13 protein-coding genes are annotated in these 13,225 nt (G+C 47.5%); all 13 read right to left on the reverse strand.

What is annotated here, in order from left to right; all coding sequences use genetic code 11:
- Nucleotides 1–3: 3 nt before the first annotated feature.
- The 13 genes from ACO0K4_RS17820 to ACO0K4_RS17880 all read right to left on the reverse strand — a co-directional run bounded on the left by ACO0K4_RS17820 (nucleotide 4) and on the right by ACO0K4_RS17880 (nucleotide 13,153).
- Nucleotides 4–426, reverse strand: a complete 423-nt coding sequence (locus ACO0K4_RS17820) for an MSHA biogenesis protein MshK (RefSeq protein WP_422958022.1) — start codon at nucleotides 424–426, stop codon at nucleotides 4–6.
- Nucleotides 423–1,166: an MSHA biogenesis protein MshJ gene (locus tag ACO0K4_RS17825; RefSeq protein WP_422958023.1), complete on the reverse strand. Its 744-nt coding sequence runs from the start codon at nucleotides 1,164–1,166 to the stop codon at nucleotides 423–425. The genes ACO0K4_RS17820 and ACO0K4_RS17825 overlap by 4 nt, the downstream gene beginning before the upstream one ends.
- Nucleotides 1,163–1,846, reverse strand: a complete 684-nt coding sequence (locus tag ACO0K4_RS17830) for a PilN domain-containing protein (protein WP_422958024.1) — start codon at nucleotides 1,844–1,846, stop codon at nucleotides 1,163–1,165. Before ACO0K4_RS17830 ends, ACO0K4_RS17825 begins: the two co-directional genes overlap by 4 nt.
- A complete protein-coding gene (locus ACO0K4_RS17835) occupies nucleotides 1,843–2,793 on the reverse strand; it encodes an agglutinin biogenesis protein MshI (protein WP_422958025.1) in 951 nt (316 codons plus the stop codon). Before ACO0K4_RS17835 ends, ACO0K4_RS17830 begins: the two co-directional genes overlap by 4 nt.
- A gap of 106 nt (nucleotides 2,794–2,899) precedes the next feature.
- On the reverse strand, nucleotides 2,900–6,067 hold the full coding sequence (locus tag ACO0K4_RS17840) for a DUF6701 domain-containing protein (protein ID WP_422958026.1): 3,168 nt from the start codon (nucleotides 6,065–6,067) through the stop codon (nucleotides 2,900–2,902).
- Between the two features lie 87 nt (nucleotides 6,068–6,154).
- Nucleotides 6,155–6,547, reverse strand: coding sequence for a hypothetical protein (locus ACO0K4_RS17845; RefSeq protein ID WP_422958027.1), 393 nt, complete (start codon nucleotides 6,545–6,547; stop codon nucleotides 6,155–6,157).
- A gap of 139 nt (nucleotides 6,548–6,686) precedes the next feature.
- Nucleotides 6,687–7,535, reverse strand: a complete 849-nt coding sequence (locus ACO0K4_RS17850; RefSeq protein WP_422958028.1) for a type II secretion system protein — start codon at nucleotides 7,533–7,535, stop codon at nucleotides 6,687–6,689.
- A gap of 1 nt (nucleotide 7,536) precedes the next feature.
- Entirely contained in the window at nucleotides 7,537–8,127 is a 591-nt protein-coding gene (locus ACO0K4_RS17855) for a type IV pilus modification PilV family protein (RefSeq protein WP_422958029.1), read from the reverse strand.
- Nucleotides 8,117–8,608: a pilus assembly FimT family protein gene (locus ACO0K4_RS17860; protein WP_422958030.1), complete on the reverse strand. Its 492-nt coding sequence runs from the start codon at nucleotides 8,606–8,608 to the stop codon at nucleotides 8,117–8,119. Before ACO0K4_RS17860 ends, ACO0K4_RS17855 begins: the two co-directional genes overlap by 11 nt.
- Nucleotides 8,609–8,836: 228 nt before the next feature.
- Complete coding sequence (locus ACO0K4_RS17865) at nucleotides 8,837–9,268, reverse strand: type II secretion system protein (protein ID WP_422958032.1); 432 nt, start codon at nucleotides 9,266–9,268, stop codon at nucleotides 8,837–8,839.
- A gap of 157 nt (nucleotides 9,269–9,425) precedes the next feature.
- Entirely contained in the window at nucleotides 9,426–9,908 is a 483-nt protein-coding gene (locus ACO0K4_RS17870; RefSeq protein ID WP_422958033.1) for a type II secretion system protein, read from the reverse strand.
- Nucleotides 9,909–10,218: 310 nt separating this feature from the next.
- Entirely contained in the window at nucleotides 10,219–11,448 is a 1,230-nt protein-coding gene (locus ACO0K4_RS17875) for a type II secretion system F family protein (RefSeq protein ID WP_422958034.1), read from the reverse strand.
- Nucleotide 11,449: 1 nt separating this feature from the next.
- The gene (locus ACO0K4_RS17880) at nucleotides 11,450–13,153 is read right to left on the reverse strand and encodes a GspE/PulE family protein (RefSeq protein ID WP_422958035.1); all 1,704 of its coding nucleotides are present in this window, start codon (nucleotides 13,151–13,153) and stop codon (nucleotides 11,450–11,452) included.
- Nucleotides 13,154–13,225: the final 72 nt, after the last annotated feature.

Genomic DNA, 13,225 nt, shown 5'->3' on the forward strand with positions numbered 1-13,225 from the left:
GTATTATTTGTTCGCGTTAGCGGGAAGAGTGCTTGGCGCGCGATGAGATTTTTTTTCAAAATCCGGAAATAGCTTCAGTGTCTGCAACTCTTTACCATTGCGCAAAACAACTTCTGTTTCATTAATCTTGATTACCGTCTGATCATTGAATTTGTCATTCACCCTAACGGTTTTACCACTAATGATCGCCAGCCTGCGACTGGGTGAAATCAATACCGATTGCAATACCGGGCCTGCAGCTATTTCATTACTAGCCATCGTCGCTGGCAGCAGCAAGGTATCCGGTGGACGGGTAGGATCCGGGATACTCTGGGCAGCGACAAGCGCAGGCTTACTCAACAACGACACGGCAATAAACAAGGTCACAAGAGTCAAGATCAAAGGCTGACGAGAGTCATGTCCGGGGTTCTCGTTAAAGTAACTCATAAATTGAGCCATTTCTTTTCCAGACTCAAGGTGAATAAAGTCAGTGTCAGGCTTGCGGTGGGGTAGGTATCTACCCGAATTCTTGCCTTGCTCCAGTAGACCTGTTCAGGCATTTGCTCAAGCTCACGCATATACGTCAACATATCAAGGTAATTACCGGACACCACTATCTCGAACCCATGCTTATAAATGACACCGTTTTCGGTACTCATACTATCGGTGGCAACGCCGGCTGCGGCACCCGCTGGAGGAGTAATCGAAGTAGCGACTGGCGCCACTCTGGCATTGGCATCGACCTCTTCGGCAACACTGGACACGGGCAAAGTTTTCAGTGACACGAGCTGCAATTTCTGATTACGCTTTAAGATATTTTCCAGCAATGTCCCCATCTTTTCAGGAGGAATCAGATCTTTTTGCACATGCTGCATACGCTTTTCAAGCTCTGCTAACTGCTGCTGGACAGACAGCAATCTTTGCTTGTTCCCGGCATCTGGATCAACCTGCTTGATCGTGATTTTCTGCCCGATCTCTGCTTGTATTGCGCTGATTTGTGCTTGCTCTTGTTTAATTTTCTCTGATAGCGTTTTTTGTTTTAAGAATTGGGGCTCAATAAAAAAGGTATTTGCGCCAAGCATGATCGCCATCACTAAAACGGCAAACGTAATGCATCGTTCACGCAAACTCAATTTATCAACTTTAGCGGCAAAGTTAGTCCATTGCAGACGTAATTGTTGGTTCATTTTGGTTTGACTCCGGTACCATCTGCGGCATCGGCACTGCCAGAGGATTTTAACGAGAATTCGATAAACGAAACCTGCCCTTTTGATTTTATTAAAGCGGCGGCACCGGCATCTTGCTTATCTGCGTCACCGGATGGCATCTGCATCTGTAAAGAAGAAAAGCTTTTTCCTTGCAGGCTATTTTCTTGCTTGAGTCTGTTGACATAGACAGGCAGCAATTCAGGTTTAAGCGCTCTTCCCTGCAATCCGATATCGCTACCTGCACCGTCAATACTTAATCCCGTAAGCCAGACACCATTGGGAATTTGCCTTGCAAATGCCTGCAAATATGCCGAGTAACCTTTGGTATTACCAAAATCACTTTTTTGCAATAAATTCAAAATTTTTTGCTTGCTGGCTAGTTCTGTTTCTGTTTTCAAAATTGAATTTTCGATTTGCCTGTTTTTTTGTGGCTCGATGGCATTCGCCCTTACTTTTCCCACTTTCGCTTCTGCGTCGCGCAATTGTATATTGACGATATCTGCCGTTTTGACAAAACTAGCCGTTTGTAGCGAGGTATAGATGGTGATGGCGAATACGCCCAACATCAGCAAACCCGCGGTCTGCAACATGGTGGCAGCTGAAAAATATGTATTTTTCTTGAGAAAAATCGGATTAAAGAGATTAATCTGCTGGCTCATAACACTGTCTCTTCATGACGTAGCGCAGCACCGATTGTCATAAAAAACGCTTGCTGACTATCCTGGTGAGCCAGCACAGGCGTCTTCGATATATCCAATACATCTGCAAAATTCAGTACCTCTACCCCCATATAAATATTCGCAGCAAGATAGGCCTGCAAATCTTTGGATATCTCATCGCCTAATGGTGCCAATACCAGTTTAGCCGTGGTAATAAAAGTATGCTGCCGGTCAAAATTATCGAGTGAGCGTTGCAACTCAAGCGCGATCCGTTCATAAACAGCATTTTTGCTATCGGTATCTTTAGTCTGCAACTGCGTGAGATTGATATCAATTCGACGAGACAGATATAACTCACCGGCATAGCTGACTGTCAATAGACCGCCATTTCCATCAAATGATAATAAGGCCAGCCCCCTGCCCTCAGGCTCCAGCAATACGGATACATTGCGCTGTGCGAGGTCAGTGATGTCGATGACATCTAATGGAATACCGGCATTCTCAAAAGCGGCCTGACGCTCGGAAATAATTTGATTACGGGCGGCTACCGCATACATGGAGTGTGCTCGCCCCTGGATCGCTTTGTCTGCGGGAATATCAAGAACGTCAATGGTGGCATCGTCAATGTGATAATCCAGCATATCTTTCAACCGCCAGCGCATCGCATTTTTTAGTTCATCTGGTGGCACATTCGGTGACTCAATCGAGAACAACTGAAACTCACCCTGCGATAGCATCAGACTGTATCGATAGTTTTGCGCATTCAATTGTTTTTTGAGGAGCTTCAGCGTTTCTGTCAGGCTTGCCGCATTAGGAAATGAGGTCAGCATCTCTAATACCGGCTTACCATTTGCAGGTCGGGTCACGTGTGCGACTCGCGCACAATCACGCTCCAGACTGATTGCCATCCATCCTGCATATTTCTTGTTTTTTGCAAAAAATCTCATGCACAGAATCCAAAGAATTGTTTCACTTGACGTTAAGTTAATATCGAACCAGTGTCAATCAATGATGCGCAAAAATGATGCGCTGACGACGATAAGCAGACAGATGTCAGTGATTTTCACGCAAATAGATAAATTCACCGGCGTTCTTGTAAATGCCAAAGCTGGCTTTTGATTTTGGATTATCTACGCCTGTGCCCAGCCAATTATATTTAAGCCAGGGGAAATTAGCCGTCGTTGCGAGCGGTCCGGTTCCGCCAACAGCGACACACCGATTACCTGCAGCGACGCTATCCAGATTCAGCGTCAAGTCTGTCCAGCCAAAATTGCCTGCGCCGGGAGCACTTAATTTGAGAGTCTGGTTCGGCGCTGTACCGGTTACGGTGATTGCCGTCTCACATGCCGTCAATTGAGTTTTAGTACTCGTTGCGGGATAGGCAAACGCCATATCACTGGCCACGATATTACTGCAGCTATCCAGAGTATTCAGATTCCAGCCAGAAGCTGCATTCCAGTACTCGAGTTTTAACGGAACAGGCAAGGCCAGCAATTCAGATCCAGATGCATTCGATAATTTCAAGCGTCCATAGCGCATTTTGGTGCTGGCTATTTTGACGGCTTTACAGGCACTGGCTGCGTTGCTGCTGGTGCCTGTAGGATCGGGGACGCATGCGGGATTGGTTGTATCCATGTCTCTGTCCCAAAGTGGAACAAGTCCATTATCAATGCCTGAACTCTCAGCAACGCCTAATCCAATTGATAAAGCGTCAAATGGGCCATCGGGAGCTGCCAGTCGCGTAAATTTATTTGCGACAAAAGAATAGGCACCACTCACCCACGGTGAGGCTGGAGGTGCAGTAATCGCCAGGCGATTAATGGCAACCGTAGTAGAGCCATCCAGCATCTGCCCCGTCACGGTGGCGTGTCCGTATAGCTGCTGATAATTCAAGGTTTTGGCATTACTGAAATTACGCGCCTCTATGGAGGCAGTCAGGTTAAAAGACTGATCCATGTAAATGAATCCGCCTGCGGTACAAAATCCATTGAAGGTCGTCGGTTTGACAACAGAAAAATGATCCGGAATGAATCGGCCAAATGACTGCGTTGTCTTGTTCCCGACCGAGCATCCATAACGTCCGTTCGCGTCAATTACATCTGAGAGGTATGCATTGCCTGTCGTTGAGGTCACACAATCGCACGTATTACTAGCCGCGCAATTGGCAGGCTTGAGATCGATACTGGTGAAATTATCATCGCGAAAACTACCAATACTTGCATACAGATAGCCAACCTCGGAATAACTCGCATTATTACTAACACCACTGGCGTTGGTGCCGACAGTCAGGTTGTTCGTCGTGTTAGCGGCGTACAGATTACCGACCTGACCGCCATTCTGCTGCGAGGCGGCACTTGGATCTTGCGCAGTTAATTTGGATATATCGAGAAGTAAGATACCGTTATAACCTGCGACGGGGCTGGTCGTTGCGCCTAAAGTGAAAGGCGTACCAGCTTTGATGACGGTTGTATCATTAATCGAGGCCGGCACAGCCAAGGCTGTCGTGTTCATTACCGGTGCCACAGGCCTAACGGAGAAATTATCCGACGAACATCCATAAATATTCGGTGTCATATTCTGATCGCGGACGCGGCAACGCAGATTTTTGTACGACTGAGGAAGATTAAAATCTGTCACTAATGTCTTGCGACCTGCATCGCCTGCAACAAACGTGATGGACTGACTCGCAATCGGTGAGCTGTAGGCACTGCATGATGCGGGTGGCGTCGTATCGTCAAAAAGCTCAACCACTACATTTGATGCAGCGGTGTAATTGGTCGCTTGAGATCCGTTAGCCAGCAAGGCAACGATATCGAACTTAAAATTACTTCCGGCCAACTTGGTATAAAGAGGATTTCTTGCAGATGGCGTCACAACCAGATTGTTATATGCCAACTGGGTCGGCTTGCCAGTTTCCATACATTCAAAATTAGCGACGCAAGGTGTATTCGCAAAAACAATCGCGCAGCTGGCTGTGCTGGTAGCGGTGTTATAACATTTGACGCCATTAAGAGGAAGTGCGCTCAGACTGCTGACGCCCAAGACATAAGCGCCGCCAGGTGCCGTTGGCTGCAAAGCGACAGTCGCGCTAGGCGCCCCCGAACCTAGTGTAAATGTAGACGGTGTAGCCGTTACGACAGGTGCTGCGGGAGTGACCGTCAGACTGCCTGTCAAAGTACCAGAATTCACATAGTCACTGGCATTGCATGGCACAGTCGAAGTCTTACATGCTAGGACAGTGACATTTTCCGGACATAAAGTTCCAACGCCGTCATGCTGAATCTCCAGATGATCATAAGGTGGTACAACTGGCGAACCGATCACAAAGTCGTAACTGAAAGTATAGGTGCCAGGAGCGATGAAATCATATTCAATGCCGATACCCGTATCCTGATACGTCGTCGCAATAGTGTCGTTCATTGAGGCAGTTTGTAATACGGAGCAAGTACTACCTGTAAAAAAAGTACTCCATCCCGAGGCACAATAATGCGAGAAGGAGAGCCCGCTGCGCTCGCGAAAGGACTCTACAATATTAACGCCACTGGGAATACTGGTGCTTGACGTACAAGTCGTGCTCGGCGCCGGAGGGGGATAAGTACCGACGACTACCGAAGCACCGCCACCACCGTACTTCACACCACAACCGTTGTCACTGCCTCCCAAATAAGTATCGAATACATGGTAGTAGCGCACCGGATTGGCAGCACTCACAGCGTAAGCCGCAGGGATCACCAGTGTTACCTCAGCCGTCATAAAATCGAGTGGCGTCGTGTACCGCCAAACAACGGTAACCTGAGGGCCGGATGTGACACCAAAATTACCGGTTGCCGTCTGCTGAACACCAAAAGAAGCCGGATTGGGTGGTGTTGTTGCCGAAATGCTGTAGGTACTAAACATACCGCCGGTTGGCGTAAAAGTCGTGACGTTATGGCCTGGTCCATATACCTTGCCATTTGCACGCAAAAACACGCCGTTATCCAGACTGGTACTCGGTGGCACAGCACCCGGACTGTAGACCTGCCCGGTGCCATCAAGACGCTTCACCTGAATGTGTGTCGTGTCTTCAATATAGATATGCAAACCGTTATTGGCGTTGCTACCACCCGTCGTATTAAATTCGATTCCGGCAGCAGATGCCGTCGTTACGCCAAAGCCCGATAACAACAGACTCATCACATACAGACAATACCGATAAGAGGCTGACTTGATGAAGGAATTCATTTCACTCACTTCCAATAACATTCTGAGGACAACACAATTGAAAACCGCTTGTCCACATTAAAGAATCTGCCTGATCCGTTTATCAACTTAACAACTAGCACCATTTACCACCTTACGACAGGTATTCACACTGGCAGAAATCTGTCGCTCTACAAAATTCGATGCCGGTGATGTACCAAATGTCGCTGTCGATGTAATCTGATACACCGTAATGACGTTGCCCCCCTCAGGCAAGCTCGTACTCTGACAGCTCACCTGAACAGAAAATTTATTTAATCCTCCGGCAAGAGTCGTAATAGTGGTCGGTGATGACGGACAGGCATACTGGGTTGTAAATGGTGTCGTTGCCGGATTGGCGTTTTCCGGTGTCATGACCTGGTAAGTTCCCCACTCTATCCCGGCTTTTGCTGCCTGATAGGCTTTACTTCCTAATAAATCCTGCGTTGAACTAGTCTGTTCCATCGTCGAGAGAGAAAGCATATACGTTCCCAGTGCAGACAATATGACCAATAAAAAAATAGCAGCCACCAAGGAGAACCCACGTGCACGCACCGCGCTCATAGAATGGACAGAATCAGCGCAACAGGCGGGCTTTGCATTCTCACGGAGTGAATAAAATTCAGGGCACATTGCTGACATGAACATCATGGTAAAGCGTAACGGTTTCATTACTCTTGGTGATACCCAGCCGTATCGAGACCAGACCGGTTCTTGCTGTCACACCAGAGGCAAAGTTAAAACTACAACTACTGACATTATCGGCCAGTACAGGAGTGCTGGAGGTTATAGCCGGACAGCTACTAACACTAGAATTGATGCCATAACCGGAGAAACGATATAAGTGCCCCAGACCATTACCTGCCGCATCTACGCCTGTTAGCTTACATGCATAAAACACGGCTTGCTCTGTTCCGGAAATGATATGAAGACGATTTGCCGGTGAGGTAAAAGGAAATAATTTTGAAGGTGACAAAGTGATCTGAGTCGATGTAGCGCTGGTCGCACTGGAGGCGACTACACCTGAATTATCACTGTTATAAGCATCAGCACCAGTGATACCGAGATTGTAAATAACCACTCTATCACCAGCGACAGGCGCGGTACTCAACGGACCGATGGTCTCTACAATCGATGTCGCGACGGCTGTGTCTACCACATTACCAGGAACATCGGCGCGATAACGCCCTCCCATTTTGGTCGGTAAAAATTCAATACAGCTGGTATCAGCAGCTACTGTTCTGACACTATTCGGTAAAGCCAGATGCAAGTCACGCGAAATACGTCGCACCGCTGTGTCTGCGATATCACTCAATTCTGTACGCCTTGCCAGATCGAAATAACCCTGTACCGGCTTTTGTATAAACACGGCAACACCGGCAGCTAATATGCCGGTGATTGTCATTACCATGATGGCTTCAACTAAGGTAAATCCTTTTTGGTCATGCTGAAAAAGCGGATGATGAGACATATCAGGGTACCGCCCTGGGTGCATAACGCAAGCGGTAAGCAGTGAGCAGTATCGTATTCGCAGCGGGATCCTTGACTGTCACATCAATCTGCAGCGCGTCATTATTATTGAGGGCCGGCGTAAAGGCAGTCGCACCCACCTGTGTGATGGCGACTTTGGCGGTATAGCCAGTTGTACCGACCGCGTTACCACTGATGTCATAAATAGTCGTCGGCAAATCCAGATTATTGTAGTCCGCCACATTATTCGCGGTACGAGGAACACCGGCGAGATTGCTCACTCTGGCGGTCGCCGGCAGTACATCCTCTGAATTTGGAGCTCCGCCAGTACAAGCCGACGTATTGGTTGCTGTACCTGCATTCGCATCAGTAGGAAGACAGTAAGTAAAAGCTTGCAATGTGATTTCTTCCAGCAGAGACTCGCCTATCGCAATCGCCTGTTTACGCAACATAGGGTCAGCACTGGCTTTACTCGTTACATTCATCACAGACAAAATGCCGACCATGGCCAGACTGACGATGACGATAAACATAATCAGCTCGATCAGCGACATACCCGATTGCCTGGTGGTGATGACGAGCTTAGTGAACATAACCCGTATCACTTTCTATGGTCATCGTTCGTGTGGAACCATCTCCTGTTACACCTAAAGTGATGGCACTGGAAAAACTCGGTTTACCAAGCGCATCAAAAGAAAAAAGTGCAGAGCCGGTAAAACTGATGGCACCAGGAGGTGTGCGGGAAAATATTTTTTGATCTGCCGGATTCAACACAGCATTGGCAAGTGTGGCCGACGGACAAGTGACCGTTGATACGTATAAAACACAAATAGGACCTGCAGTGGAATCAATCCGGACAAATACATTTTTTCGCTGCGCAATCGCTACTTTTTGTGCATAGCGCACCATGCTTTGACTCTGGTCAAAAAAACCGCGCGCATCGAAGGCCTTTTTATCAGAAAACCGAGGGATGATTGCTACGGAGAGAATACCGATCAATACCAGTACCATGATCATTTCGATCAAAGTAAATCCTGTCGCCTTCAATGAAATGTGGATGTTGTTGGTTCGCATAATCAGATCGCTTACCAAGTTGATTTATTTGAATCCGATGGCATGCCCGGCAATTCAGGCATGTAAGAATAAAGCTTAGTTCGATACGGTATTGATACAACACTGGTGGTCACTGAAGAAGCCTCATATTGTTGGCATAAACTCCCTACAGCGAGATCAATACATAACGGACATGAACTAGAAGAAATTCATGTCCGCTTCATTACAATTGCAACCAGACGATGAGAATCAGGTGCCAGTTATCGAATAGGCAAATGCAACACCAGCATTAGTACCATCACCATAGACAGCATTACATGTAGCAGTCGCACTTGTCGCTGCAGCAGTATCGGTCACGATGTACAAGGTTTTTGCCACCGTTGGTGCTGGTAATGCACCGACAGTAATCGTGACAGCAGGGTTAAGTAAAGCACCGGCATCGGAGCATTTTGCTACTTTCACGCAGACATTCGCTGTCACAGTAAAATTTTTGGCTGCACAGCCGGCATAGTTAATACCTGCAGCAGAGCTAAGCGCACCGCCGTATCCTGCTGCGACGGATGCATTTGCATCAGATCTCAAGTCGACAAATTTGGGCAGGGCGGTTGCGGCCAAAATACCAAGAATCACAATTACCATGACCAATTCAATAAGGGTAAAACCCGATTGTTGCTTCTTCATTTTCATCTCCTTTTTTTACGTGAACTGTTACCCGATACTTACGTCATGCCTGCATCATTTCTGTAGCCATTGAGTAGACATAATAAACTATCCCTGTTGCTCAATAACAAATCATACCGACAATAAGCTCATTTTTGAGCATCAATCTCAATACACATTAACAGTTTGCAGCGGTCACGCCGGCGTTACTGTAAGTTGGTGCGAAGCCAGCGCCGGCAGGTACGGTGTAAGTTACGGCGCAAGCAGCATGGGATGCATCAGCACTTACGGTAAAGACCGTTGCCGAGGTTGCGACGGGTACATAGTCTGATAAAGCAAGGCCTGCAGCCGTCGTAAATCCGGCAGCATGACCAATTGATGTCAATGCACTGGTCGGATAGCCATCGGTCATCAATATCGTTGAACCTTCCATCACAACCGATGCACCCGGGGCAAGTTGTTGCGTCAACTGGATAGAGTGCGCCAGCACCGCAGCGGCTTTAATTGTGCCCAAAGCAGCATTCATTTTGGCGATACGAGCATCTGTCTGTATCGCCGCAAATCTAGGCAAGGCTAAAGCAGCCAGAATACCAAGAATCGTAATAACGACAATCAGTTCTATCAGCGTGAAGCCATTTTGTCGTTGAGCTGTTTTATTCATGATGTACTCCAGATTTCCAGATGATGACCATACTGTTTGAGGATACAAAAGGCATCTAAAATCATATTCGATTCAGACTAGCATTTCCATACCGCAATAGTAGCAAACAATTGTTAAAGAAGGACATTCCACCACCATTCACCTAGTCCGTTGGTATAGGTCTATCAAAATTACAACACTTCTAGGACTTAAGCAAAATCACAAAAGCCGTGTTTACACTTAATGACAAACGCTCGTATTAGCTCCGTATATGCTTCTTAGTTTAAAAATTACGCTCATATTTTCCAGGCCTAATCGCGCAGGGGAGTCTTCATTTCTTGAGCGCGACTTTCCCCAAATCCCAAATCGGTAAGAAAATCCCCAAAGCGAGCACCAACACCAAAACACCTAGCCCGACAATCAGTATCGGTTCAATATTAGAGGATAAGGTTTTTAATTCGTATTCAACATCGCGCTCATACATACTGGCGATTTCGTCCATCAGATCATCCAGCTCGCCGCTTTCCTCGCCTACCGCGATCATCTGCAATACGACGGGGGTAAAAATCCCGGCGACTACAGCGGTACGTAAAATGCTTTCGCCGCGCTCTACGCCGTCACGCATTTGCTCTATCCGGACCGAGATGTAGCTGTTATCGACCGTTTGAGACACAACATTAAGTGCCTGCACAATTGGCACACCACTTTTGCTGGACAGGGCAAAGCTACGTGCAAAACGGGCCAGAGTTCCTTTAAGGATGATGCGGCCAACAATCGGGATTTTTAATTTCATTTTATCCCATTGATAACGGCCATTACGTGTACCAACATAGGTTTTGAAAGCAACGATCGAAGCAATTAACGCAAATAAACAGACCGGCCAATACTCCACGGTAAAATTTGATACGCCTAGTAGAATCCTGGTCATCAAAGGTAGTTCCGCATTAAATCCGGCAAAAACCTTAGCGAATGCAGGAATAACAAAAATATTAATCACCGCCATCGCGAGTACCATCGCAATCATGACGAAAGTCGGATAACGCAATGCTGACTTGACGCGCTCCTTCATCTCTCGTTCAAACTCAAGATGCGCGTACAGGCGGATAAAAATATCCTCCAGCTGTCCCGTCATCTCTCCCACACGCACCATACTGATATAAAACGTCGAAAATATATCAGGATGGCGACGCATTGCTGCTGAGAGCTCACGCCCGCCATCCAAGGACTCACGCAGATCCAAAATCACTCTGGCAAATGATTTATTGATTGCAGACTCTTGTAAGCCCGCGAGGCCACGCATGATAGGCACGCCGGATTTAAGTAAAGTGTAGAGCTGACGACTAAAAAGCTGCACATCCAGCGACAGTACTTTGGGCTCGGTAAACTTTTTCCACCAGGTCATCTCACCGCTTTGGGCTGGTTGACTGGTGGGATTAATATGTATCGGTGTAATTCCGCTATTAAATAACTGACTCGCTACCGCGCCACTATCCGCGCTTTCCAAGACGCCTTCGACTAGCTCACCGCGAGCATTTCTGGCTTTGTAAGCGAAAAAAGGCATGTTATTCCTCTAGTTGATTACTGATGCGCATTGCCTCAGCAATCGTCGTTTTACCGGCAATAGCCAAATCTACCGCATGCTTACGCAAAGTATGTCCTGCCATCTGCTGCTGGCCAATTTTAATGAAGCTTGCCGGATCAGCGTGATTTGCCGCGTCCGCTACGGCTTGGGTGACCTCAAGTAATTCGTACACGCCAACCCGGCCACGGTATCCTGTGCCATTACAATGACTGCAACCACGACCTTTATGGTAGGCGTATGCATCCACATTCTCACGAAGTTCTTGCTTTAGCCACTCCCTCTCGGTAGCGCTGAGCGGTGTCGGCTCATTACAACTTTCACAGATGACCCTGACCAGCCTTTGCGCCAAGACTGCCTGCAAAGAACTGCCGACCATAAAACGTGGCACACCCATATCCATCAAACGTATCGGCGTGCTGACGGCGTCATTCGTATGCAAAGTAGACAATACCAAATGACCCGTCATCGCAGCACGCATACCGATTTGTGCTGTTTCCTGATCGCGCATTTCGCCGACCAGTAACACATCAGGATCCTGACGCAAGCTGGCACGCAATACCCTTGCAAAACTGAGCTCAATCTTCTCATTTACCTGCACCTGATTGATGCCTGCAAGGCGATATTCAACCGGGTCTTCGACCGTAATCAGCTTACGTCCCTCAGTATTTAATTCAGATAAGGCGCCGTATAGTGTCGTCGTTTTGCCGCTACCGGTAGGACCGGTGACCAATACCAGGCCATTAGGCCGGTTAATGATAGAACGAAATCTTGCCAGCATATGCTTAGGCATGCCGATGCGTTCCAGATTTAGCGTACCGCCACTTTGATTCAGTAGCCGCATGACGACTGATTCACCGTATTGAGTCGGCATCGTGGAAATACGGACATCAATCTGTTGCTGCCTTACCTTGATTACAAAACGGCCATCTTGCGGTATGCGTTTTTCTGAGATGTCCATATCGGACATCAACTTCAAGCGCAGCACCATGGACGGAGCGATTTTAATATCGGTTTCAGTTTGCAGATGTAAGACACCGTCAATCCGGAAACGTATTTGCAACCGTTTTTCCTGAGGTTCTATATGAATGTCTGAGGCACGTATCTGAGTTGCATCATCAAAAACTGATTGCAGTAGTTTGACGACCGGAGCGTCTTCCATCCCCGGCGTGACGCTGAGCATGCCAAAATCGATATTGGTGTCACCAAGTTCTTGCTCCAGCTCTTTGGCCAAGCCGGATATTTCATCGGTACGCCGATACACCTGATCAATTGTTTGCAGTAGCTCTGTTTCGTTGACAACAGCTAACAGAATTGGAGATTTGACGATACGGGTGATTTCGTCATACGCAAACAGATCGGTAGGATCGGCCATGCCGACCAGTATTGCACTTCCTTGATTCTCCAGAACGAGCGCCCTGAATCGGCGGGCCTGAATCTCAGGCAGCAGCTTCACAACACCGGGACTGAGATTGTATTGCTTCAGATTGATATACTGGATATTGAGTTGCTTCGCCAGTGCGCCGGAGATTTGCTCTTCGGTGACAAAGCCATTTTCTACAAACACTTTACCGAGCTTTCTGCCGCTACGTTTTTGCTCAGTCAATGCTATTTGAAGCTGCTCTTCCGACATCAGCTTCTGTTGCAGCAAAATTTCCCCTAACCGGACTTTCTCTGGTCTTGCCATTCGTCTTCCTTTCAAGGGTCTTCAATGCAGTTGAATGTGACTTACTCTACACAAGCAAGGAGAGGCTTGCAA

Source organism: Undibacterium sp. RuTC16W (assembly GCF_049339445.1).
In the GTDB taxonomy this organism is placed as follows: domain Bacteria; phylum Pseudomonadota; class Gammaproteobacteria; order Burkholderiales; family Burkholderiaceae_D; genus Undibacterium.